Consider the following 25,336-nt stretch of genomic DNA (forward strand, 5'->3'; position numbering starts at 1 on the left):
TTTGGACCTGATGGTTCATATCGTTCATATCGTTCACGTCGTTTCAGCCGCTTCCCCGATTGCCGACGACAGGAGCCTGCATGGCCCGGATTCTTCCCCTTCGCCACCTCGCTGCCCCACCGCCGCGTACCCTGACCTGCGCCCTTGTCTCGGCTGCGGTCCTGATGGCCTCCTGCGCCCAGGCCCAGACCTTCAGCCCGCGCGCCATGCTCGACTGGCCAACCAAGTCCTTCGCCGGCGAAACGGCCTACCGGCTGGTCGAGCGCGATGGCGTCAGCGTGCTCGAAGCGCGCTCCCGGGGGCTGGCTTCGGCCCGCTATCTGGAGCGCGACATCGACCTCGGCGAGACCCCCTACCTGCGCTGGTGCTGGCAGGTATCCGGGGTCTATTCCGGGGTCGACGAACGCACGGAGAGCGGCGACGACTATCCCGCCCGGGTCTACGTGGCCAGACGCACCGGCCTTCTACCCTGGCAGGTGGAGTCGGTCAACTATGTGTGGTCATCGAATCAGCCGGCAGGCACCAGCTGGCCCAACGCCTTTACCGATCGCGCCGTCCTGCTGGCGCTGCAAAGCGGAGGTGCCAAGGCTGGGCAGTGGGTCGGCGAGGTGCGCGACGTGGCCGCCGACTACCGTCGACTGTTCGGCGCGAGCCCCGACGGCGTCGATGGCCTGGCGCTGATGAGCGATGGCGACAACGCCGGAGGCGACGCCACCGCCTGGTTCAGCAAGATGGAGTTCAGCGCCTCGTCGTCGCCGCCTGTCTGTCCCTGACATCAGCGCTGGAACACCACCGTGCGCGAGCCGTTGAGAAACACCCGACGCTGCAGGTGCAGGGTGACCGCCCGGGCCAGGGTGATGCACTCGATGTCACGCCCCCGGGCCACCAGGTCCTCGGCGGTATCGGCGTGGGTGACCGGCTCCACCCCCTGGGTAATGATCGGGCCTTCGTCCAGGTCATCGTTGATGTAGTGGGCGGTCGCCCCGACCAGCTTGACGCCCTTCTCGAAGGCCTGGTGGTAGGGCTTGGCGCCCTTGAAGCCAGGCAGCAGCGAGTGATGGATATTGATCGCTCGACCGGCCAGGCGTTCGCTCATCTCGCTCGACAGCACCTGCATGTAGCGCGCCAGGATCACCAGCTCTGCGCCACTGTCCTCGACGATCCGCCATACCTGGGCCTCCTGCTCGGCCTTGGTCTCGGCGCTGATCGGCAGATGGTGATAAGGCAGCCCGTGCCACTCGGCCAGCGGCGCCAGATCGGGGTGGTTGGACACCACCGCCTTGATGGCAACGGGAAGCTGGCCGGTACGATAGCGATAGAGCAGGTCATTGAGGCAGTGATCCGCCTTGGAAACCATGATCACCACCGGTGTGAGGCGCTCTGGTGAGGTCAGCTCGAATGCCATGGAGAACGGCGCTGCCCGCTCGGCAAAGGCCGCCTCGAAGGCGCCTGCATCGAGCTCGCCCTCCTCGGGAGGGCGAAACTCGGTGCGGATGAAGAAACGACAGGAGCTGCTGTCGTCAAAGGACTGCTGCTCGGTGATGTAGCAGCCCTGCTCGCGCAGAAAGCGGGTGACCACGTCCACGGTGCCAAGACGACTGGGGCACTGGGCGGTCAGGATCCAGTGGGTCGTGCGCACGGCGCTCACGCTGATCGTCATGTCGTCTCCCCGGCGGTGACGTCACGCTCGACGCCGATGGCGAACTCCTCACCGGCATCGAGCAACCAACGATAAACGTAGTCGGCGAAACTGCGCCGCACCACCAGCTCCCAGCGTCGCTCGTCGGGGCGACGCAGGATGACACTGGTCTTGGCCAGCACCGTGGTCACCCCCTTGCCCACCGCAAAGTGGCGCGGGTGGACGTCGTAGACCACCGACTTCATCAACAGCTCGCGCATGGCCTGGTCCTCACCGGTCAGCTCGATCACCGTCTGACCGGCGCTGACGTCGGAGAAGGCCACGCTGGCGTCACCCAGGGCGCTGCGCAGCGCCGTCTCCACGCGGAAGGCGTCACCCTGGGGCAGCACGGCAAGCCACTCGTCGGGACTTAGCCACTGAAGCGAAGCCCTCTCTCCCTGACTGAGTTCCAGCGGACGCGCCGGCAACGACAGCCCCAGCACCGCGCGCACCGCCTCGTCGAGCACGATGGCGCCACCGCGCAGGATCAGATGGTCGTGCAGGCGTTCGCGCATCACCACCCGCGAGTCAGTGCCGGGCGCTGGGCAGCCGACATGCTGAAACGACCAGGCCAGCGGCGACTCCAGGGCAATACGTTCGTCCGGGAAGGCATCAAAGGTACGGGCACGTTCTATAGCTTCAGACATTCTGGCGCTCCCCCTTGGGGTCAAGGAAGATGGTGGAAACGATCTCGGCCTCGTGGACCTTGCCGTCGACACAGGGTAGATAGACGGTCTCGCCCATCCGCTGGTGGCCACCCTTGACCACCGCCAGGGCGAAGCCGGTTTCCAGCGTCGGGCTGTAGTAGCTCGAGGTCACGTGGCCGACCATCGGCATGGGAATCGGATGGTCAGGGTCGAGCACGATCTGGGCGCCCTCCTCCAGCACCACCGACGGATCCCTGGGTTTCAGCCCCACCAGCTGCTTGCGATCCTGGCGCGCGGTGTCGCTGCGGGTCAGCGCCCGCTGGCCCACCCAGGAGAACGGCTTGTCGTAGCCTACCGCCCACTGCATGCCCAGATCCTCCGGGGTCACCGAACCGTCGGTGTCCTGACCTGCGATGATGAAGCCCTTCTCGGCACGCAGCACGTGCATGGTCTCGGTACCGTAGGGTGTCAGGTCGTACTTCTCGCCGTGGGCGAACAGCGCCTTCCACACGTGCATGGCGGCGTGGGCCTGGACGTTGATCTCGTAGGCCAGCTCGCCGGTGAAGGAGATCCGGAACACCCGTGCCGGCACCCCAGCCACCTTGCCCTCGCGCCAGTCCATGAAGCGAAACGCCTCGCGATCCAGATCGATGCCCTCGGTAAGCTCGCTCATCAGCTCCCGCGCCCTGGGGCCGGTGACGGTCATGGTGGCCCAGTGGTCGGTGACCGAGGTAAAGCTCACGTCGAGCTCCGGCCACTCGGTCTGGTGCCACAGCTCCAGCCACTCGAGCACTCCCGCGGCGCCACCGGTGGTGGTGGTCATCAGGAAGTGATCCTCGGCCAGACAACTGGTGGTGCCGTCATCCATGACCATGCCGTCGTCCTTGCACATCAAGCCGTAGCGCACCTTGCCCACGCCCAGCTTGGCCCACTTGTTGGTGTAGATGCGGCCGAGAAACTCGCGGGCGTCCGGCCCCTGGATATCGATCTTGCCCAGAGTCGAAGCGTCGAGGATGCCGACGCCTTCGCGCACCGCGCGGCACTCACGCATCACCGCCTCGTGCAGGGTCTCGCGCTTGCCGTTGACGGTCCTGGGGAAATACCAGGGCCGCTTCCACTGGCCCACGTCCTCGAACTCGGCGCCCTGCTCGACGTGCCACTGGTGCAGCGCGCTGTAGCGCTCGGGATCGAACAGCGCACCGCAATGGCGACCGACGATGGCACCGAAGGTGACCGGGGTATAGTTGGGCCGGAACACGGTGGTGCCGACCTCGGGAATCGAGCGCCCCAGGCAGCGCGCGGCGATGGCCATGCCATTGATGTTGCCAAGCTTGCCCTGATCGGTACCGAAGCCCATGGCGGTGTAGCGCTTGACGTGCTCGATGGACTCGAAGCCTTCCCGGGTGGCAAGCTCGATCCCGGCGGCGGTGACGTCATTCTGCAGGTCGACGAACTGCTTGGGCGCCCGCAGGGTCGGCTTTTCGTGGGGCACCTGGAACAGCGCCACCGCCGCACCGTCGCGCCGCGAGGCTACCGCCGGCAGTATAAGCTCGGCACCCTCGAAGCCAGCCTGGCTCGCTGCCTCGAGGCCGGCGTCGCGACCTTCCGCCAGCACCTCGGCCAGGCAAAAGGTGCCGCCGGCTGCACCGGCCGCCAACATGCCCCTGGGCAGGTTGGGCACGAAGGCGATCAGGTCGTCGCGCCAACTCGGCCGCGTTCCGGTGTGAGAGGCCAGGTGAATCACCGGACTGAATCCACCGGAACTGGCCAGCGTGTCGCAGTCGAGCGTCTCGCTGGCGCCGGTAACGCGAAAGGCGTCGATATCGATGGCGGCGACCCGCGCTGAGGTGACCCGCTGCTCGCCCCTGGCCTCGACCACGGCGGCACCCGGCAGAATGCGGATACCGCGCGCCCGGGCGACCTCGACCAGTTCACCGTCGGGGGCGGGACGGGCGTCGGCCACCGCCACCACCTCGCGGCCGGCATCCAGCCAGTCGAGCGCGGCACGGTAGCCGTCGTCGTTGCTGGTGGAGACCACCAGCCGCTTGCCCGGCACCACCCCATAACGGCGGATGTAGGTGGACACCGCCGAGCACAGCAGATTGCCCGGCACGTCATTGCCGGCGTAGACCAGCGGACGCTCATGGGCCCCAGTGGCCAGCACGACGCGCGCGGCGCGCACCCGATGCAGGCGCGAGCGCGACTGACGCCGTCCCTCCACTCGAGGCGCGCAGTGGGCCAGGTGCTCGCTGCGCCGCTCGTGCAGGGTGACGAAGTTGTGGTCGTGGTAGCCGTTGGCGGTGGTACGCGGCAGCAGCGTCACCTCGGAGTTGGAGGCAAGCTCCTCGAGCACCTCCTCGACCCACTGCAACGCCGGACGATCGTCCAGCAATTCCTGCCCGTCCAGCAGCGATCCGCCAAAGCGTTCCTGCTCGTCGCACAGGATCACCCGGGCGCCGCTGCGCGAGGCGGCCAGGGCGGCAGCCAGTCCCGCAGGCCCGGCGCCGATCACCAGCACCTCGCAGTGGCGATTGATGTGGTCGTAGATATCCGGGTCGCGCTCCAGCGGGCTGCGCCCCAGCCCCGCGCTCTTGCGGATATAGCGCTCGTAGGTCATCCACAGCGAGGCCGGCGCCATGAAGGTCTTGTAGTAGAAGCCGGGGGGCATCAGCTTGCCGCCAAGCTTGCCGATGGTCCCCATCAGGTCGCGCTGGACGTTGGGCCAGCCGTTGGTGGAGCGCGCCGTCAGCCCCTCGAACAGGGCCTGCTGGGTGGCGCGCACATTGGGCACCTGCTCGGCTTCGGTCTGGCCGAGCTGGACCACCGCATTGGGCTCCTCGGCACCGGCGGCGACGACGCCGCGGGGACGCGAGTACTTGAAGCTGCGATTGACCACGTCCACCCCGTTGGCCAGCAGCGCCGAGGCCAGGGTGTCCCCGTGAAAGCCGGTGTACTCCTTGCCATTGAAGGTAAAGCGCAGGGGCCTGCTGCGGTCGATCAGTCCCCCGGTGTCGAGGCGATTGGGCTGGCTCATGCGCGAACCTCCTGGGCGGCGGTGGCGATATCGCTGTCGTCAAGGGACTCAGGCGCTGACGCCACCACCCCGTCGGGGTTGTCCCGGGTAAAGCGCGGTCGCTCACCGATGCGATAGGTCTCGAGGATTTCGTAGCTCTGGGTGTGGCGCGTCACGTTGAAGAACTTGCGACAGCCCACCGCGTGGACCCACAGCTCGTGGTGGATGCCGCGGGGGTTATCGCGGAAGAACAGGTAGTCGCCCCACTGCTCGTCGGAACAGCCGGACGGATCCTCCGGGCGTGCGATGTGCGCCTGCCCCCTGGGATGAAACTCTTCTTCCTCGCGCCACTCGTCGCAGTAGGGACAATGGATATGGAACATGGAAACCTCCTGAAATCAGTGGGCGACACCGGCGGCGCCGTGTTCGTCGATCAGTGCGCCGCTGTGGAAGCGGTCGATCGAGAAGGGGGCGGCCAGCGGATGCATCTCGCCCTTGGCCAGGCTCGCCGCGAACACATGCCCGGAACCAGGGGTCGCCTTGAAGCCACCGGTGCCCCAGCCGCAGTTGAAGTAGAGCCCCTCGATCCGGGTCTTCGACATGATCGGACAGGCGTCCGGGCAGGTATCGACGATGCCGCCCCACTGCCGGTTCATGCGCACCCGCGAGAAGATCGGGAACATCTCGACGATGGCCTGCAGGGTGTGCTCGACGGTGGCGTAGCTGCCACGCTGGCCGTAGCCGTTGTAGCCGTCGATGCCCGCGCCGATGACAAGGTCACCCTTGTCGGACTGGCTGATATAGCCGTGCACGTGGTTGGACATCACCACGGTATCGAGCACCGGCTTGAGCGGCTCTGACACCAGCGCCTGCAGCGGGTGGCTCTCCAGCGGCAGGCGCAGCCCCGCAAGCGATGCCATCACCCCGGAGTTGCCGGCGGTCACGCAGCCCACGGTGCGAGCCTCGATATCGCCGCGATTGGTGTGCACCCCAAGGATGCGGCCGTCGCGGATCTTGAATCCGGTCACCTCGGTCTGCTGCAGGATGTCGACGCCGAGGGCATCGGCACCACGGGCGTAGCCCCAGGCCACGGCGTCGTGGCGGGCGACCCCGGCACGGGGCTGCCAGGAGGCCCCCATCACCGGGTAGCGCGCGTTCTTCGAGCAGTCGAGGATAGGCACGATCTCCTGCACGCCCCTGGCGTCGAGCACCTCGCCGTCGATGCCGTTGAGCCGGTTGGCGTTGACCCTGCGCTGGATGTCGCGCATGTCCTGCAGGGTATGGCCAAGATTGAGCACGCCGCGCTGGGAGAACATCACGTTGTAGTTGAGATCCCGGGACAGCCCTTCCCACAGCTTCATCGAGTGCTCATAGAGCGCGGCGGCCTCATCCCACAGATAGTTGGAGCGCACGATGGTGGTGTTGCGGGCGGTGTTGCCGCCGCCCAGCCAGCCCTTCTCGATCACCGCGACATTGCGCACGCCAAATTCCTTGGCCAGGTAGTAGGCGGTGGCCAGGCCATGGCCGCCACCACCGACGATGATCACGTCGTAGGCGGCCTTGGGGGTCGGGTTGCGCCACTGGCGCTGCCAGTTCTCGTGGTGACTCAGGGCGTGGCGGGCCAGCGCGAATCCGGAGTAGCGTTGCATAGGGTGTCCCTCAAAACTCTGGGCTAGAGCGTGTCTGAAAAGTGCCTGGGCGGTCGCACCGTGCGTCACGACCGCCGGGGGGGCATCATGCCGATCAGGCCGGCACGGCAGCGGCTTGCCGAGGGGCCGGATAGACCGGGTGGCGCGCGCATAGCTCGCCGACCCGCTGGCGTACGTCGGCCTCGATGGCGGCGGTGTCCTCGCCACGGGCCAGCACGTCCAGCACATCGCAGATCCAGCCGGCAAGCCGCTCGCACTCTTCGGCATCGAAGCCGCGGGTGGTCACCGCCGGGGTCCCGATGCGCAGGCCCGAGGTGACGAAGGGGCTCTGCGGGTCTCCCGGTACCGCGTTCTTGTTGACGGTGATGTGCGAGCGACCCAGGGCCGCGTCGGCGTCCTTGCCGGTGATCCCCTGGCGAATCAGCGAGACCAGAAACAGATGGTCTTCGGTGCCGCCGGAGACCACGTCGTAGCCGCGCTCGAGAAAGGTCCCGGCCATGGCCTTGGCATTGACGATGACCCGCTCCTGGTAGCGCACGAATTCCTGGTTCATGGCCTCGCGGAAGGCCACCGCCTTGGCCGCGATGACATGCATCAAGGGGCCGCCCTGCTGGCCGGGGAAGACCGCGCCGTTGAGCTTCTTGTACAGCGCCTCGTCACCGCTGGCGGACAGGATCAGGCCACCGCGCGGCCCGCGCAGGGTCTTGTGGGTGGTGGTGGTGACCACGTGGGCGTGGGGCAGCGGGCTTGGATAGAGCCCGGCCGCCACCAGACCGGCGACGTGGGCCATGTCCACCAGCAGCCAGGCGCCGACGCTGTCGGCGATGGCGCGAAAGCGGCGCCAGTCGACCACCTGGGAGTAGGCCGAGAAGCCGGCGACGATCAACTTGGGGCGATGCTCGTTGGCCAGTCGCTCGACCTCGGCGTAGTCGATCTGGCCGGTGGCCTCGTCCAGACCATACTGCACCGCGTGGTAGTGCTTGCCGGAGAAGTTCGGTGCCGCGCCATGGGTCAGGTGGCCGCCGTGAGCCAGACTCATGCCGAGCACGGTATCACCGGGGGACACCAGCGCCATGAAGGCGGCGGCATTGGCCTGGGCGCCGCTGTGGGGCTGCACGTTGGCGTAGTCGGCGCTGAACAGCGCGCAGGCCCGCTCGATGGCCAGACGCTCTACCACGTCGACGTGCTCGCATCCGCCATAGTAGCGCTTGCCGGGATAGCCCTCGGCGTACTTGTTGGTCAGCTGGGTGCCCTGGGCCTCCATCACCGCGGGACTTGCGTAGTTCTCGGAGGCGATCAGCTCCACATGATCCTGCTGACGAACGACCTCCTCGGCGATGGCCTCGGCGATCTGCGGATCGAACCGGGACAGTGACGAGCTGGACAGATGAGCGCTTGGCATGGGGTATCTCCGGTAATGGCGAGGCGCCTCTTCGCGGCCGCTTTCGCCTGATCGATGTTGTCGTTGTGATGGCTGACGAAGACGGGCAGTCCCCCGCCTCCAAGGTAAGCCGCTATCCCGGCGCCGACATTCTGGAAACGACATCGGCGTCGCCGTCAGGGACATCGACGCTGCCCGGACCGGCCCAGACGGGCCCAGACGGGCCCAGACAGACAGAGACCGGCCCAGACGAGCGCAGATGCCCGTCGGGATAAGGTCATTGAAGCCGAGCGGCTCCTTCAGAACTTGAACAAATGCGACAGCTTTGTTGGACGCAGGCATGAGCCGAGCGCCGTGGACGAGCGCTTGGATGACGTTGCCGGCGGCACGATCAGGGGAACTATCAGCGGCATTATCAGGAGCACTATCAGGGGCAATTGCGCCAGCGGGAGGCGCTCAGCGATGCCCCAGACGTGCACCGACATGCAGGAAGAAGGGATCGACGCCGGCCTCCTCGCGACCGACGGGATCGCGACGCAGACGTGAGGGCGACTGTCCGAAGGCGCTGCGGAAGTGGCGGGAAAAGTGGGCGGTGTCGGCGAAACCGCAGCGCTCGCCGATCTCGGTGACGCTATGGTCGGTGAAGTACAGAAGCCACAGACCGTAGCGCAGGCGCAGGTCACGGGCGAACTTCTGCGGGCCGACACCGAAGGCCTGGCGAAACTTGCGCTCGAGCCCCCGACGCGAGGCGCCGGCGCGCGTCGCCAGCTCATCCACCGACAGCGGCTCGCCCAGATGCTGCTCGAGAATCGCCACGGCACGACGCACGATGCGATCCTCGATGCGATCGAAGACCACCGGCTGGGGCTGGGAGTGGTCGCCGCTTCGGTGGCCGTCCAGCAGCATGATGTGCAGGCTCTTGCGTGCCCAGGCGCGTCCCAGGTGGCGCTCCACCAGATAGGCCGCCAGGTCCGCCGCCGCAGCACCACCGGCACAGGTCAAGCGGTCGCCATCGTCGACATAGAGGCGGTCGGCCACCGCGCTGACAGCGGGAAAACGCCGGGTCAGATCCAGGTGGTGGTACCAGCTGACGCAGCAGCGCCGCCCCTCCATCACACCGGCCTGGATCAGCGAGTAGACCCCGGTGCACACCCCCACCAACGGCACACCCAGCGCTGCCGCATGGCGCAGATAGTCGAGGGTGCCGCCATCTCGCTCGGGGCGATTTCGCTCGAGAGCCCGTCGTTCATGGCTCGCTCGCTCAGGGCTATCAGCTTCCTCGCCTTCCCCCAGCACCCCGCCGATCACCACCAGGTAGTCGAACTGGCGGGGATCACAGAAAGGCTGCCCATGACGCCCCCCTATCGGCTCGCAGGGCGAGATCACCGCACCACAGCTTGACGCAACCTCGGCGCCATCCTCTGACAGAAAGCGCCAGCGGCAACGTAGCTGACGACTGCGATCGCCCTCGTCGGACGCCAGCCGCAGGCAGTCGACGAAGGCAGCAAAGGGCAGCAGGGTAAAGCGCGACAGCAACACGAAGCCCACCGACAGCGCCGGCGTGAGCGGCTCGCCGCCAGAGACATCGGCGTGCCCTTGCTGTGCTGACGATGGTGCCGGCGATGGCCGTGATGGATGGAGCGGGTGCAGGGGCGAGGATGGCATAGCGTCCAAATACCAGCAAAAATCAGACTCCAGCCTAACCGAATTTCTCACGGCCCTCCTATTTATCAACGCCATACGGAGTCACCTGCACCGGACGGTTACACCTCTGCCGCGTTGGGTGCTTGCGCCCCGCCTCCGCCGGGAGCCACCGCCGCTACCAGTCCACCGTGACGTTACCCCTGGGTCGACTGCAGCAAGACAGGATGAAGCCCTCGGCCACGTCCTCGTCGGTGATGCCACCGTTGTGTTCCATGTCCACCTCGCCGGCGACCAGTGGCACCCGGCAGGTGCCGCAAATGCCCATGCCGCAGGCCTTGGGAATATGCAGTCCGAGCTTTGAGGCCGCGGCGTGCACGGTCTCGCCCGGCTGGATGCGTACGCTCTTGCCCGCCGAGGCGAATTCGACACAGTGCATGTCGGCCGCCACGAGCTCCTCGGCCTCCGCCTCGGCCTGCTCCGCCAGCTCGTGGACGTCTTCCTGGACGTCGACCGGCGTGGCACCGAAGGATTCCTCGTGGTAGCGACTCATGTCGAAGCCACGCTGGGTCAACAGACGCCTGACCGCCGACATGAAGGGCGTGGGCCCGCAGCAGAAGACCTCTCGATCCAGAAAATCAGGCGCCATCAGCTCCAGCATGGGCTCCGACAGGAAGCCGCGGAAACCCGCCCAGGCCTGGTTCAACTCACTATCCCGCTCACACACGATATGCAGCTTGAATTCCGGAATGCGCGAGAAGATATGCTCCAGCTCACGGTGAAAGATGATGTCCCTGGGAGTCCTGGCGCAGTGGATAAAGGCCAGGTCCACCGCCGCATTGGTATCGAAGAACCAGCGGGTCATCGACATCAGCGGCGTGATGCCGACACCGCCGGAGAGCATCAGCACCTTGTCGGCGGTGTAGTCGATGCAGTTGAAGTCCCCCACCGGACCGTGCACCGCCAGTTCGTGGCCCACGTCCATCTGGTCATGCAGCCAGTTGGAGACGCGCCCCCCCGGCACCCGCTTGACGGTGATCGAGAAGCTGTAGGGGATGGAAGGTGAACTGGCGATGGTATAGGAGCGGAAGACGCACTCACCGTCGATCTCGAGCTCCAGAGTGACGAACTGCCCCGGCTTGAAGAAGAACATCACCGGCTGCTCGGCCATGAAGCAGAAGGTTCGGACGTCCCAGGTCTCCTGGATGACCTTGACGCAGCGCACTACGTGGCGGCCATTGGCCCACGTCTGGGTGGTCACCGGATTGAGAAAATTCGTCACCATGGCGGTTTCGCTCGCAGACAGTCGGCGGGTCACCCAGGCCCCGAACCTCGTTCGAGGCCTGGTCATTGAGCGCATTCTGCCCCTCGCGCCTCGCGCGCCACTTGTCTGATCGCGACATCAGCATACTCGAATCCTCCGGCCACGCTCGCTGCAGCGACAAAGAGGTCGCAACGGCATCATCTGGTGTCGCCGCCAGATACCCAGGGTCATCCCCCTTGCCCCAGACTGCGCAGCATGACAACCGCGACGCACGCCAGCTGATAGCGCCGCTAATGCTTTCCCCTGATCCATAGCGGCGCCCCTTGCCATGGGCCACCGCGCCCATCGACACCGCATCTATCGCATCACGAGGAGTGCACCATGGAGCCCATCGCCCATCTCAATCTGGAGGATCCCCTGGGGGATGCCCGTCGTTTCGCCCTGGAGACGATGTCACACCACCCCTACGGCTTCTCGTTGCCGCAGCCGTTCTACAACGATGAACGACTGTTCCAGCTCGACATGCAGACCATCTTCGAGCGCGAGTGGATCTTCGCCGGAATGAGCTGCGAGATTCCCGCCAAGGGCAACTTCATCACCCTCGACATCGGCCATAATCCGGTGGTCATCGTGCGCGGCGATGGCGACGCCATTCACGCCTTCCACAACACCTGCCGCCATCGCGGATCTCGCCTGTGCTCCACCGAGAAGGGCAAGCTGGCCAAGCTGGTGTGCCCCTACCATCAGTGGACCTACGAGCTGGACGGACGTCTGTTATTCGCCGGCACCGAGATGGGCGAGGACTTTCGACTCGAGGACTACGGACTCGCCCCGGTCGCGCTGACCGAGGCCGGCGGCTACCTGTTCGTCAGCCTCGCCGAGAATCCGCCGGACGTGAGCGACCTCAAGGCCATCTTCGACAGCTACCTGAGCTTCTACGACATGACCAACCTCAAGGTGGCCGTGACCACCACCATCGAGGAGCAGGCCAACTGGAAGCTGGTGCTCGAGAACAACCGCGAGTGCTACCACTGCAACGGCTCTCACCCGGAGCTGATCAAGTCGCTCTACGAGTTTGACGACACCGAGGACCCCCGTGCCACGCCGGAATACCGGAGCCTGGTGGCGCGCAAGCAGCAGGAATGGGACGGCCTCGGCATCCCCTGGAAGATGAGCTGGGCGGGAGGCAAGCGCAATCGTCTGACCCGCACCCCGCTGGTCGAGGGCACCGTGTCCATGACCATGGACGGCAGGGCCGCCTGTCGCCGGCCGCTGACCCATCAGGGCATCGAGGACATGGGCTCCCTGCGCATCCTGCATCTACCCAATAGCTGGAATCACTTTGTCGGCGACCACGCCGCGGTGTTCCGGGTGCTGCCGCTGGGTCCCCAGCGCACCCAGGTCACCACCAAATGGCTGGTCCACAAGGATGCGGTGGAGGGTGTCGACTACGACGTCGAGAACCTGAGCCGGGTGTGGGACGCCACCAACGCCCAAGACCGAAGGCTTGCCGAAGAGAACCAGCGAGGCATCAACTCCCTGGCCTATCGCCCCGGCCCCTACTCCCCCACCTACGAATACGGGGTGATCGACTTTATCGACTGGTACCGCACCACCTTGGCAGCCAACCTGGGCAGCAGCCCGGCGCTGAGCCTGGCCAGCGGCTAGGGCTTGTCTGAAAAGTGCCTGCGCTCGTCGACATTGCGGTCCCCTGGGTGTCTCTCTGTCACGGCCTGGTGTCTCGACCTGCTGACATAGCCCGCTGACATAGCCTGTTGACATAGCCTGCTGAAACAGCCTGCCGTCATCGCTTGCCCTGAAGCCAGCCCTGGTGTCGTCTTCAAGACGACACCAGGGCGGATTTCAGGACTCCGCGGTCGCTCAGCGTCGGCGCGCTTCCGCCCCAATCAAGTCCTGCCGATCCATCGGGACCTCCTGCTGCGGCGCCAGATGGGGGCGACGCAGCAGGCCGGCAAGCTCCCGGAAAGGCACCGGTCGAGAGAACAGATAGCCCTGGAAGGTGGTGCAGCCCAGGTCCTTCAGGGCGGCACATTGATGCGGTGTCTCGACCCCTTCTGCCAGCGCCTCGAGGCCCAACTCCTGGGCCAGGGTGATCACGCTGCGACAGACCGCGATATCTCGTTCACTGTCCAGGCACTGGGCGACAAAACCACGATCGATCTTGATCTTGTCGATGGGCAGGGACTTGAGGTAATCGAAGCTCGAGTATCCCTTTCCGAAGTCATCGATCGCCGTGGTGACCCCGCGGGCCGCCAGGGCCCCCAGTGTACGAGCCACGCGTTCCTGGTCATCCAGCAACATGCCTTCGGTGATTTCCAGCTCCAGACACTCGGCATGCAGGTGGGTCTGATCCAGCGTCTGGCACACGCTCGATAGAAAATCCATGCGATGAAATTCCAGCGGTGACAGGTTCACCGCCACCCGCCCCGGCTTGAGTCCACTTCGCCACAGGCGCTTGGCGTCGTAGCAGGCCCTGCGCATCACCCAGCGCCCCAGATCGATGATCTGGCCGGTTTCTTCGGCCAGTGGAATGAACTCCGACGGTGAGACCCAGCCGAATTCGGGATGGGACCAGCGTATCAATGCCTCCAGACCGGTGATCCTGCCCTCGCCATCCACCTGGGGCTGATAGAACAACTGCAGACGCTGCTGTTCCATGGCAATACGCAGCGCGTTGCGCAGGGTCACATGACGCCCGGGGACACCGTCGAGGGTGCGTGTGAACAACTGATACTGGTTTCGCCCGCGTTGCTTGGCCTGGTACATGGCCAGATCGGCCTGCTGGATCAGCCGTTGTGGCGACAGGGTGGTCCCGGTGTCCAGCAAGGCGATCCCGATACTCGCGGATATCTGCAGCTGGAAGCCGTCGACGCGGCAGGGTTCACGCAACTGGTTCAGCAGGCGCTCGGCCACCGCGATGGCCTTGTCCTTGCCACCGATATCCACCAGCACCAGCACGAATTCGTCCCCGCCCAGACGCGCCAGGGTATCCGAGCGTCGCTGCCCTCGGCTCAGGCGTTTGGCGACCTGTATCAGCACGCGATCACCGACCTCATGCCCCAGGCTATCGTTGATCGGCTTGAACGCATCCAGATCGATGAACAGCACCGCCAGCCCCTGCCGATGACGTGTCGCCAGGGCTACGTCGTGCTCCAGTCGGTCGGCCAGCAGGGTGCGATTGGGCAGACCAGTCAGGGCGTCGTGGGTGGCCTGGTGGGCCAGCATCTCTTCCTGAACCTTGCGCTGACTGACGTCATCGACGATGCCGATGTAGTGACTTACCCCTTCGCGGAGCGCATGCACCGGCGAGAGCGTCAGGTCGTACCAGCGACCGCCTCCTCCTCCCTGGCTGGCCAGCGCAGTGACCGAGCCCGGCTGCTGGGTCTTCATCCAGTGACAGATCTCGGCTTCGGTCACCGGGTCCAGACACATGGTCCTGGCAAGCTCACTCGCCAGCAGTCCGGTCACCGAGGATGCCGAAGCATCCAGCATGCGGCACAGAGCAGCGTTGGCATACATCACGGGGCAGCCCCTGGACTGGGCGTCGAAGATCACGACCCCATTGCTGCTCTCCCTGAGACAGTGCTCCATGATCGACAGCCTGGCTTGCTCCTGCTGACGCAGACTGATGTCGGCGAAACTGGCGAAAAGGCCCACACAGGCCGCCCCCACCCGGACCTGCTGCAGGCGTATCCTGAAGGTAGAATCCGCGATCGAGCACTCGAACACCACGGACCGCTGTCGCCCGGTCATGACATTGTCGAAGTGCTTCATCAATTCATCGGGCGCATCACCGCATCCCAGCAGTCGACTGGCTACCTCGGTGAAGGGTCGAGCGATAGCCTCCCCTGCGCTGTCACCCAGAGCTTCCGTGGCAGAGTCGTTGAGCGCACCGATCAGGCCCGAACGTCGAACCTGCAGCATCGGCACGGGGTGTAGTCCGAACAGGGAATGAAACTCCTGTTCACGCGTCGCCAGCGAAATCGCCTGCTCTCTACGCAATCGCGCCAGCGCAATCCAGGTCATCAGTTGATAGGTGACAAAAAGGCCCAACGCCAGCAACAGCGCCGGCAATAGCACCCACTTGAGCGACAGCGGCTTCGATGCCTGAACCCGCAGCAGCGTGCCGCCAGCCAGGGCAATATCGTCTCGCATTACGCCGGCCAGCCTGCCGCGCTCGACCCAGACCTCGCGGGCACCATGATCCAACGCCTCTGCCGGGCGGAGCCCCAACAGCGACAGGTTCGCCGTCAGTCCTTCACTCATATGCTCAAGCCACAGCGTCGTGTCGACCAGTACGACCAGCCGGGGGCCCGCAGCACCGAAGCTGTTGACCTCCAGCAGCGCCGCGCCTTTGCCCGGAATCCACCAGCGCATGGCCTCGTTCTGACGCTGTTCGAGCCAACTTCGAACCTCGTGCAACGCCAGCATTTCTTCGAGTCGAGACGTCGCCCCACCACCGTCAGCGGGGTTCCAGCGCAATGCGCCCCTGTCCTGCCACCAGACGTAGGCAAGCACCTCTCCCCGGGCTGCGGGACCGGTGGGTTCCGGCGACCCTCCTGCCTGGGTCAGTGGAAGGCTCCATTCGCTCCAGCCCAGGCGGTAGCGTTCTTCCCAATTGGCGATGCGCTCACTCAAGGTATCCAGCTGCGTGCTCAGATCCTGTTTCAGATCGAGCGAATAGAGGTGGTAGCCCCCAAAGCCCACCAGCATGCTGAGACTGGTGCCGATAAGCCCGACCTTGATCACCCTGGGCGCCAGCCGTCGCAAGTTCAAGCTGCGCTGGCGGGCGAACAGCCAGAAGATGACGCCATAGGTAAACACCATGACGGTGCCAAGCGGCCGGGACTCGAACAGTATAAGGCGCCAACGAGGGGCATCCTCCGTCGTCCAAAGGATCGAAAATCCCAGCGCACCAGCCACCATGCACACGATTCCCAGGGCCGCGTAGCGCCTGCGCCCGACGCCTCGACCGTGCCACAGACAGAAGGCGAACAGCAGCATCAGCAGCAACGACATTGCCGGCAGCGCCTCGAGGCTCACCTGACGATTGACTTGATCAAGCAGCCATAGCCCTTGTCCCAGGCTGTACCCCAGCAGCGCCAACGAGGCCAGCCGCCTGACACGATCACAGCCGATAACCAGCGCCAGAATACCGAGCGTCGCCAGCAACGACGCCACCGCGCCCCAACGGCTGAAAGTCAGAAGATCGAACAGGAACAATGAGGACGAGGAGGAGGCGAACAGGGTATGCAGGGCCATCAGGGCCCCGAAGGTCAGCACCACCAGCAGCAGTGGCGGAAAGCCCAGACTCCGCTCTTCCTCGGACTTCCAGTCACTCATCGGCCGGCCTCAGTGGTGAAGGAGCGTCCAGATGGGCGGCGCAAGCCTCCTGGGCGAACGCCTTAGATCAGCCCGCCTCAGGGGAAAGCTGCACAGATTTGTCTCCCTGCTAATTATCCTGCACAAAATGTCGCTACGACTCTCAGTAACTAATTCGTAATTTAATGTAAGAAAAAAGCCACAAGCTAAGCGCCGTGGCTTCACATTCTTATGGCAGGCAAGCCCTGACGGCTGGCTTTGTGGCAACCACCACCCTACCTGCAGACACACCCGCAGGCCCGATGCCCCCTGCGACATGATGACGGACAACATCGAGGCACAAGCTCGCAAGCAACAGCTCGCAAGCCACCGCTCGCCACCCGCGAGAAAGATCAGCCTGTGGGTTTCAATGAGCGCCGTCGCCGGACGACAGCTCCAGACCCAGGAAAAGCTCCACCAGGCCGGTGAAGCAATGGGGAGAAATACCGGTAATCTCGTGGATGCGATCCAGTCGATAGCGCAGAGTGTTGCGATGGACATGCAGGGCATCGGCGCAGCGACTCAGGTTGCCCTCGTGCTCGATCAGCATTGCCAGGGTCTTGAGCAGACGCCCATGGCTGTCGGCGCCACGGATGCGCTCGACCGCCTCGCGCAACTGCTCGCCTTGCCAGCCATCGTTCAGTGGCGACAGCAGCACCGGAAGGCGCAGCTCTTCGTAGTGATAGGTCATTCGCTCGGGAAACTGGCGCTTGCCGATCGCCAGTACCTGCCGGGCGCTCCCGTAGGACAGGTGGAGGTGGCCGGGTGCATCGAAGGCACGCCCGACGGCGACCTTGACCCCGTGAATATCGTGGCGTGCCAGTCGCGCCAGCAGGGCTTCGATAGCCCCGTCGGGGCCTGGGTGTGCGCCCTGCTTGTGCTGTCCAGCCTGATCCGTCAAAGGCTGGAGCACCAGAACGCGATGGGGTGAGACCTGGGTGACCAGACTGTCACGGGCCAGAAGCTCCATCAGTCGCTGCATGGCATCCAGATCTGCGCTGGGCGATCCTCTGTCCAGCTCGATCAGTACCGCCAGTCGCTGACAGGCGACGTCGATCCCCAGTCGCTCGGCCCAGTCATGAAGTTGCTCGGAAGAAAGCTCAGCGTTGACCCATGACAGGATAAAACCTTCCCGGTGGCGCTTGGCCCACTCAAGCTGACTCAGCATGTCGGCCTGTTCGACCAGCATCTCGGCGGTCACCTTGACCAGCCGCGCCGCCTGACGTACCTGCGATGGCGGACCGGTGATACCGAGCACTCCCACGGTCTCGCCGGCGCACTGAAGCAGCAGATTGATGCCCGGTCGCGCCCCCTTGAAGGCATCGACGTCATGCTCGGATATCTCGAGTCCATTGCCACGCTGAAGCGCCAGCACCGCGCCATCGTGCAGGGTACCCAGACGCGAGTGATCACCGCTGGCGATGATCACCCCGCGCGCGTCCATCACGTTGATGTTGGCGTCGAGAATATCCTGGGTCTTGTCGATGATCTGCTGTGCGAGCTCAGCGCTCAGAATCATGGGGCCACCTGCCGCCGCTGGCGAAGAAACGCCATCTTCGCCTTGCGACTGAGCGGCTGCAAGCCGGCGGTCTAGCCTGCGCCCCAGGCTGAGCCATAGACGGCACCACAGTCGGCGCCCTAGGCTAGGCGCCCTAGGCTGAGCCCTTCCCTGCAGCCCTGGATTCGCCGTTATCATCGAGCCCCAGCAGGTGGGCCTGGATGGCCTGATGGACCGACGGCAACAGCACCTCCTGCTTGTCCATCAATTCGCGCACCAGCGCCGCAAGGCCGGGCAGGCCGACCTCACGTGCCTTGAGCCGGGCCATCCTGGCGCAGGTCTCGGGGCAGGCATCCTCGGGCAGGCGCACTCCCAGCGCCAACAGCCGATCACGAAAGTCACGACCGTCGATCAGCTCGGCAATCATCATGGTGGGTGACTCCTTGTTGCTGTGTCTAACGTTCAGATTAGGGCTTGTCTGAAAAGTGCCTGCGCTCGGTAATACGGCGTTAAAAATCGGATCAAAATGCTCATTTACACCCCGTAAACTGCGCTTTCTCACCGATTTTTGCCTTGTCTAACCTTCGCTCGTCGACTTTTCGGACATCGCCTAGGTGACCTGGGCCGGCTCGGCGCGACTCAAGCGACAGGCGGCATACTTGAACTCCGGAATCTTGCCGTAGGGGTCCAGCGCCGAATTGGTCAGCAGATTCACCGCCGCCTCCACATAGCAGAAGGGTACGAACACCATGCCGTCGGGCATGCCGTCGTCGAGCCGCGCCACCAGGGTGATGGCGCCACGCCGGGTGGTGATGGTCACCCGCTCTCCCGGGTGCACACCCAGCCGGGTGAGCTCCCCCGCCGACAGGCTGGCCACCGCCTCGGGCTCCAGGTCGTCGAGTACCTGGGCCCGGCGGGTCATCGAACCGGTGTGCCAATGCTCAAGCTGGCGTCCGGTGGACAGCACCGTCGGGTAGTCACGGTCGATGGGTTCATCGGGCGGCAGCGGCAGCGCCGGCGAGAAGCGCGCCTTGCCGCTCGCCGTGGGGAAGGCCTCGGAGAACACCACGTCTTCGCCCGGCGCCCCTTCCGCCAGGCAGGGATAGGTGACCGCGCCTTCGCGCTCGAGTCGCTCCCAGTCGATATGGTTCAGCGAGGCCATCCCCTTCTGCATCTCGGCGTAGACCTCGCGCGGGTGGCCATAGTCCCAGTCGAGGCCGAAGCGCCGCGCCATCTCCTGGATGATCCACCAGTCCGGCCGCGCATCACCGGGCAGCGGCAGCGCCTGGCGCCCTAGCTGCACCTGACGGTTGGTGTTGGTCACGGTACCGTCCTTTTCCGGCCAGCTCGAGGCCGGCAGGATGACGTCGGCGAACTGCGCCGTCTCGGTGACGAACAGGTCCTGCACCACCAGATGTTCGAGGCTTGCCAGCGCACCACGGGCGTGGGTCAGGTCCGGGTCCGACATGGCCGGGTTCTCGCCCAGAATGTACATGCCGCGGATGGTGCCGGCGTGGATGGCGTCCATGATCTCGACCACGGTGAGGCCCGGCTCGGGATCCAGGGCGTCGCCGCTGCCGTCGCTGCTTGTGCCGGCGTTGCCCCACAGCTCCTCGAAGGAGGCCCGCACCTGGGCGTCGGACACCGGCTGGTAGTCCGGCAGCACCATCGGGATCAGGCCGGCGTCGGAGGCTCCCTGGACATTGTTCTGGCCACGCAGCGGATGCAGGCCGGTGCCGGGGCGCCCGGTGTGACCACAGGCCAGCGCCAGCGAGATCAGGCAACGGGCGTTGTCGGTGCCGTGGGTATGCTGGGAGATCCCCATGCCCCAGAAGATCATCGCCCGTTCGGCGTTGGCGTATTCCCGCGCCGCCGCGCGGATCTCGTCGGCGGGCACGCCACAGGCCGCGGCCACCGACTCCGGCGTCTGATCGCGCACCGCTGCCTTGAGCCGCTCGAAGCCCTCGGTGTGCTCACGGATATAGGCCTCATCGAAGAGCTGCTCGTCGATGATGACGTTCAGCATGGCGTTGAACAGCGAGACGTCGGCCCCCGGGGTGAAGCGCAGTACCCGATGGGCATAGGCGCCCATGGCCTGGCCCCGTGGATCGATGATGATGAACCGGGTGCCACCCTTGGCCGCCTGCTTGAAGAAGGTCGCCGCCACCGGATGATTGACCGCCGGATTGCAGCCGGTGAGGATCACCACGTCGGCGTTCAGCGCCTGCATGAAGGAGGCGGTCACCGCACCGGAGCCGATGCATTCCATCAGCGCCGCCACCGAGCTTGCGTGACACAGCCGGGTGCAGTGGTCGACGTTGTTGGAGCCGAAGCCGGTGCGTACCAGCTTCTCGAACAGCCAGGCCTCCTCGTTGGAGCACTTGGCACTGCCGAAGCCTGCCAGCGCCCTGGGACCGTGGTCGGCCTTGAGCCGGGTCAGGCCCCCGGCGGCCAGCGCCAGCGCCTCGTCCCAGTCGGCCTCGCGAAAATGGGTCAGTGGCCGGGCGGGATCGAAGCCCTCGTCCATGCCCTTGGGCACGCCCTCGCGCCGCACCAGCGGTCGGGTCAGCCGTGACGGGTGGCGGCCGTAGTCGAAGCCGAAGCGTCCCTTGACGCACAGCCGTCCCTGGTTGGCCGGGCCGTCGCGGCCTTCCACGTAGAGGATGGCGTCATCCTTGACGTGGTAGGTCAACTGGCAGCCGACGCCGCAGTAGGGACACACCGAGTCCACCTTGCGCTCGGCGCTGTCGCTGTTACCACGGCCCTGGGCATCGATCAGGCTGGTCGGCGACAGGGCGCCGGTGGGACAGGCCTGGACGCACTCGCCGCAACCCACGCAGCTGCCCTGGCCCATGGCGTCATCGAGGTCGAACACCACCTTGCTGGCGGCGCCGCGATGGGCCATGCCGATGACGTCATTGACCTGCACCTCACGACAGGCGCGCACGCACAGGGTGCAGTGGATACAGGCGTCCAGATTGACCGTCATCGCCGGATGGCTGGTGTCGTGGCCTGCTGTCGCGGAAGCATGGCTCCTCCCGCTCGCATCATCTGCGATCGGCGGGCACTGGCCGGGAAGGCGAGCGCCGGGCGCATGACGCACGACGTCGGGCCTGCGCCTGGGGTAGCGTGCGCGGGCGCGGGTGGCGTCCACCGCCAGGTGATCGGCCATCTGCCACAGCTGGCTTGCACGGTCCGGGCTATCGTCGCGCGGCGGCTGATCGCTGAGCAGCAGCTCCAGCACGCCCTCGCGGGCGACCCGGGCGCGCTCGGACGACTGGCTTCTGACCACCATCTCGGGGCGCGCCTCCCTCAGGCAGCTGGCGGCGAGCACCCGCTCGCCCTCGATCTCCACCATGCAGGCGCGGCAGTTGCCGTCGGCGCGGTAGCCGCTGGCGTCCTTGAAGCACAGGTGCGGTATGGTCTCCCCGGCACGCTTGGCCACCTGCCACAGGGTCTCGCCGGGCCAGGCGCTCACCTCGACACCATCCAGCGTCAGCGTGAAGGACTCGAGCGTCGAATCTTCAGCGACGTGGGAGACAAAAGCGTTCCGGGATCCGGTCATCAGCATGCTCCCTCGGCGGTATCGGTGACGATGATGTCGTGGCGCCCCAGGTCATCGCGGAAGTGGCGCAGCAGACTCAGCACCGGATTCGGCGCCGCCTGCCCCAGGCCACAGATCGAGGCGTCCTGCATCACCCGGGACAGTCGCTCCAGGTCCTCCACCACCCATTGATCGCGCTCGAGCAGGCTCAGCATCTTCTCGCTACCGACCCGACAGGGGGTGCACTGACCGCAGGATTCATCGGCGAAGAAGGCCAGCAGGTTGGTGGCCACCGCGCGCAGGTCGTCCTGGTCGGACAGCACGATCACCGCCGCCGAGCCGATAAAGCAGCCCTCGGCCTGGAGGGTGTCGAAGTCCAGTGCGATATCCGCCTTGGCAGCGGGCAGGATACCGCCGGAGGCGCCCCCCGGTAGATAGCCGGCCAGCTGATGGCCAGGCGCCATGCCGCCGCCGTACTCGTCGACCAGTTCGCGCAGGCTGATGCCGGCGGGTGCCAGATAGACACCAGGCCGTCGCACCCGCCCGGACAGCGAAAAACTGCGCAGGCCGCTGCGCTCGCGTCGGCCCTGACCGGCGTACATGGCCACCCCCTCGCGCCACAGCACCGGTATCCAGTACAGGGTCTCGACGTTGTTGACCAGCGTAGGCCGGCCGAACAGGCCCTTGTGGGCGACCAGCGGCGGACGATGCCTGGGCTTGCCGGGCTTGCCCTCCAGCGACTCGATCATCGCCGACTCTTCGCCGCAGATGTAGGCCCCGGCGCCACGCCTGAGGATAAGCTGGCCCGGCTGCGCGATACCGGCGTCTTCGAGCTCCTCGATGGCCTCGATCAGTACCCGGTGGACGCCGGGATACTCGTCGCGCAGGTAGATATAGACGCCTTCTGCCTCGACCGCCCAGCAGGCCACCAGGGCGCCTTCCAGCATCTGATGGGGGGCGCGCTCCAGGTAGTAGCGATCCTTGAAGGTCCCCGGTTCACCTTCGTCGGCGTTGACCGCGCACCAGCGAGGACCGGGCTCGGCGCGAACGCTCTGCCACTTGCGATGGGTCGGGAAACCCGCGCCGCCAAGCCCCCGCAGGCCCGCGCGCTCGAGCATCGAGGTCAACTCATCGGCCGTCACCTGGCCTTCCCGGCAGCCGCGCAGCAGCTCGTAGCCGCCCTCTCGGCGATATTCATCGAGGCGCTGCCACAGCACCGCCTCTGGATGGGTCTTGCCGGTTTCCACCAGCACCTCCACCGCCTGCGGGGTGGCGTGGCCCAGGTGGTGGTGCCCCACCTCGACCACCGGCGCCAGGTCGCAGCGGCCCATGCAGGGGGCACGGGTGACGCGCACCTGCTCGGGGTCGAGGCCGTCGCTCAGCGCCTCGGCCAGACGCTCGGCCCCGGCAAGCTCACAGGACAGCGAGTCGCACACGCGCACCGTCAGTGCGGGTGGCGGCGCCTCGCCGTCATGCACCACATCGAAGTGAGCGTAAAAGGTCGCCGTCTCGTAGACCGCCGCCATGGGCAGCGTCATGTAGCTCGCAAGCGCCCTCAGCCAGTCAAGCGCCAGATGACCATTGGCGTCCTGGATAGCGTGCAGGTGCTCGATCAAGAGATCGCGCCGCCGCAGCTCGGGGTGCTTGCGTTCATCGTCCAGCAACCGACGCAATGCCTCGAGGAGGTCGGGGTCGGTCTGGCGCCCCTTGAGGGTCGCCCGGGTACGCCGGGATCGGCTGGCGTCGGAAGTCACGGTGGTATCGGGTTCGACGGTCATTGCTTGACTCTAGTTATGTCCATGTAAGGCAGCGGTGCGGACTTTGCCGGGTCGACGCGCCCTGCCACTGGCGGTCCCTGCCTTGATGCTGGCACCGCTTGGCGTCAGCGTCCATCGCCTTGTGGACTACCTTGTTGACCGTGCCGGGCCCCGCCGGCAGGCAAGACGCCCTCTGCCTCGAGCATCGACAGGATGGCGGCGGCCCCTTCTGTGGCCGAGACATCCTCGAGCACCCGACCACCGCCACCTTCGGCCTTGGCGGCGGCGGCCTTGAAGCGATCCCGGGCGCTGGTCGCGGTGACGATCTTGAGCCGCCTGGGGCGGGCGCGGGCCGGTATCAGCGGCCACTGCTCCACCGCCGGGTCCAGCACCACCTCTTCGCCTGACTCGACCAGACGCAGCTGACCACGCCGGGCCGGACCGAAGGCACTCTGGCGCGCGGCCGGTGCCGCACTGTCCACCCCCAGGATGGCCGGCAGGGTCACCGCCAGACGGCGTCGCTGTCCCTGCGGCAGCGCCTGCAGCACGATGGCCTGGAACAGCACGGTCTCCCCGTCGTGCTTCGCCTCGCCTGGCTCACCGTCCTCAGCGTGCCGCTGGCGACCCTCGATCGCTTCAATACGCTCGAGGGCCACCACCCCAGGGACCCAGGCCCAGCCGAGTTGCTCGGCCAGCACCATGGGCAGCATGCCGGTGCCCTCGCCCTGCTCGGCACGCATCCCGCACAGCACCAGGCGCGCCTGACGGTGGTAAGCGTCCTCCGCCGAGGGCGATGTCAGCGACGCCCGAAGTGGCGCCATGGCGTCCGCCGCCGCCGGTGCCTTGATCCAGCGAATGGCGTCCAGGCCCATGCCCAGATAGCCACGCAGCGCCGCTTCGGTGTCGTCGCCCTCCGACCCCAGGTGCCAGGGAATCAACTCCACCTCGGGAGGGGTCGTCTTCTCGGTCTGCAACGCCTGTCTCAGCGACAACGCCATTTCCAGCGCCCGGGCGTCGCCATCGGCACGCTGGGCGCGACCGGTCAGGCGATGGCGCCCCACCGACAAAAGCACATCGAGGCGAAGCGAGGTGATGGCGCTGGCTTGTAGGTAGGCAGCGTCTGCGCTGGAGGCGTTGGCCTTGGCTTTGTTTTTGACACCGCCGTTGGTATCGGCACTGGCACCGATCTGGGCCTCGCCATGGGGGGAGGAAGATTCAGGCAACATTCAGGGCCTCCTTCGGGGATGTTTCCGCTGGCCGGGACTCGTGGGTATCGCCACGCTCGCTATCACCTTTGCCTCCACGTTCCCCCCTGGCCTCGACCAGACGTACCAGTTCGGCGAGGATCTCGTCGCCATTGCCAATCACCGACAGATCGGCCCGCTTGACCATATCGCAGCCGGGGTCGCGGTTGACGGCGATGACCTTGTCGCAGCGCTGGATTCCCTGCAGGTGCTGGATCGCCCCGCTGATCCCCACCGCCAGGTAGACCCGGGCGCTGACGAAGGTGCCGGTGGCCCCCACCTGGCGATGGCGTGGCATATTGCCGTCGTCCACCGCCACCCGGGAGGCGCCTTCGCTGGCGCCCAGCGCCTGGGCGGCCCGGTGAAAGCCGGGCCAGTCGCCAACGCCATTGCCGCCGGACAGGATAAAGGGCGCCTCGTGCAGGGCGATCTCGGCAGGGTCCACCGCCACCGCACCAAGATCCTCGAGCCTTGCTTGGGGTGCTTGGGGCGCGTGCGGTGGCTCCTGGGCCATCGCTCTCGCCTCGTGGCGGGTCTCGACCACCGGCTCGGCGCATTCGGCTAGCGCCATCAGGATGCGCGGCAGCGGACGGGGCTGGTCCTCGCGCCCGGACCCGGTCCGACAGACGCAGGACCCG

At 66.0% G+C, this 25,336-nt stretch carries 17 protein-coding genes; 2 read left to right on the forward strand and 15 right to left on the reverse strand.

The window, feature by feature from the left end; all coding sequences use genetic code 11:
* The first annotated feature begins 80 nt into the window (after nt 1-80).
* Entirely contained in the window at nt 81-773 is a 693-nt protein-coding gene (locus tag NH448_RS11360; protein ID WP_045991006.1) for a DUF3047 domain-containing protein, read from the forward strand.
* 2 nt (nt 774-775) lie between these two features.
* Here the strand turns inward: NH448_RS11360 and purU are convergent, their stop codons facing one another.
* From purU to NH448_RS11400, 8 genes are all read right to left on the reverse strand, one after another.
* Entirely contained in the window at nt 776-1,660 is an 885-nt protein-coding gene (gene purU, locus NH448_RS11365; RefSeq protein WP_045991005.1) for a formyltetrahydrofolate deformylase, read from the reverse strand.
* Entirely contained in the window at nt 1,657-2,325 is a 669-nt protein-coding gene (locus NH448_RS11370) for a sarcosine oxidase subunit gamma family protein (RefSeq protein WP_045991004.1), read from the reverse strand. The genes purU and NH448_RS11370 overlap by 4 nt, the downstream gene beginning before the upstream one ends.
* On the reverse strand, nt 2,318-5,359 hold the full coding sequence (locus NH448_RS11375; protein WP_045991003.1) for a sarcosine oxidase subunit alpha family protein: 3,042 nt from the start codon (nt 5,357-5,359) through the stop codon (nt 2,318-2,320). Before NH448_RS11375 ends, NH448_RS11370 begins: the two co-directional genes overlap by 8 nt.
* Nucleotides 5,356-5,721 carry a sarcosine oxidase subunit delta gene (locus NH448_RS11380; protein ID WP_045991002.1) on the reverse strand — a complete coding sequence of 122 codons (366 nt, stop codon included), beginning with the start codon at nt 5,719-5,721 and terminating at the stop codon, nt 5,356-5,358. The genes NH448_RS11375 and NH448_RS11380 overlap by 4 nt, the downstream gene beginning before the upstream one ends.
* 15 nt (nt 5,722-5,736) lie before the next feature.
* A complete protein-coding gene (locus NH448_RS11385) occupies nt 5,737-6,987 on the reverse strand; it encodes a sarcosine oxidase subunit beta family protein (protein WP_045991001.1) in 1,251 nt (416 codons plus the stop codon).
* A gap of 94 nt (nt 6,988-7,081) precedes the next feature.
* Nucleotides 7,082-8,389, reverse strand: a complete 1,308-nt coding sequence (gene glyA / locus NH448_RS11390) for a serine hydroxymethyltransferase (protein ID WP_157032934.1) — start codon at nt 8,387-8,389, stop codon at nt 7,082-7,084.
* A 435-nt stretch (nt 8,390-8,824) separates the two neighbouring features.
* Nucleotides 8,825-10,033 (reverse strand): GlxA family transcriptional regulator, encoded by a 1,209-nt coding sequence (locus NH448_RS11395; RefSeq protein WP_083970171.1) that lies wholly within the window; start codon nt 10,031-10,033, stop codon nt 8,825-8,827.
* Between the two features lie 154 nt (nt 10,034-10,187).
* Nucleotides 10,188-11,294 carry a hybrid-cluster NAD(P)-dependent oxidoreductase gene (locus NH448_RS11400; RefSeq protein ID WP_045990999.1) on the reverse strand — a complete coding sequence of 369 codons (1,107 nt, stop codon included), beginning with the start codon at nt 11,292-11,294 and terminating at the stop codon, nt 10,188-10,190.
* 360 nt (nt 11,295-11,654) lie between these two features.
* Between NH448_RS11400 and NH448_RS11405 the strand changes: the two genes are divergently transcribed.
* Entirely contained in the window at nt 11,655-12,941 is a 1,287-nt protein-coding gene (locus tag NH448_RS11405) for an aromatic ring-hydroxylating dioxygenase subunit alpha (RefSeq protein WP_045990998.1), read from the forward strand.
* A 213-nt stretch (nt 12,942-13,154) separates the two neighbouring features.
* On the opposite strand, the gene NH448_RS11410 is transcribed toward NH448_RS11405, so the two are convergent.
* The 7 genes from NH448_RS11410 to NH448_RS11440 all read right to left on the reverse strand — a co-directional run.
* Nucleotides 13,155-16,637: a bifunctional diguanylate cyclase/phosphodiesterase gene (locus NH448_RS11410; RefSeq protein WP_052704194.1), complete on the reverse strand. Its 3,483-nt coding sequence runs from the start codon at nt 16,635-16,637 to the stop codon at nt 13,155-13,157.
* Between the two features lie 385 nt (nt 16,638-17,022).
* Nucleotides 17,023-18,174: a sugar diacid recognition domain-containing protein gene (locus tag NH448_RS11415; protein WP_052704193.1), complete on the reverse strand. Its 1,152-nt coding sequence runs from the start codon at nt 18,172-18,174 to the stop codon at nt 17,023-17,025.
* Nucleotides 18,175-18,307: 133 nt separating this feature from the next.
* Nucleotides 18,308-18,583, reverse strand: coding sequence for a hypothetical protein (locus tag NH448_RS11420; protein WP_045990997.1), 276 nt, complete (start codon nt 18,581-18,583; stop codon nt 18,308-18,310).
* A 180-nt stretch (nt 18,584-18,763) separates the two neighbouring features.
* Entirely contained in the window at nt 18,764-21,718 is a 2,955-nt protein-coding gene (gene fdhF, locus NH448_RS11425; protein ID WP_045994974.1) for a formate dehydrogenase subunit alpha, read from the reverse strand.
* Nucleotides 21,718-23,475 carry an NADH-ubiquinone oxidoreductase-F iron-sulfur binding region domain-containing protein gene (locus NH448_RS11430; RefSeq protein ID WP_204249008.1) on the reverse strand — a complete coding sequence of 586 codons (1,758 nt, stop codon included), beginning with the start codon at nt 23,473-23,475 and terminating at the stop codon, nt 21,718-21,720. Before NH448_RS11430 ends, fdhF begins: the two co-directional genes overlap by 1 nt.
* 104 nt (nt 23,476-23,579) lie before the next feature.
* Entirely contained in the window at nt 23,580-24,680 is a 1,101-nt protein-coding gene (locus NH448_RS11435) for a hypothetical protein (protein ID WP_083970663.1), read from the reverse strand.
* On the reverse strand, nt 24,670-25,336 hold a 667-nt coding region (locus tag NH448_RS11440; RefSeq protein ID WP_253028789.1), incomplete at its 5' end, for an electron transfer flavoprotein subunit alpha/FixB family protein. The genes NH448_RS11435 and NH448_RS11440, both read right to left, overlap by 11 nt.

This window comes from Halomonas sp. OfavH-34-E, from assembly GCF_024124525.1.
GTDB classification, from domain to species: domain Bacteria; phylum Pseudomonadota; class Gammaproteobacteria; order Pseudomonadales; family Halomonadaceae; genus Halomonas; species Halomonas litopenaei.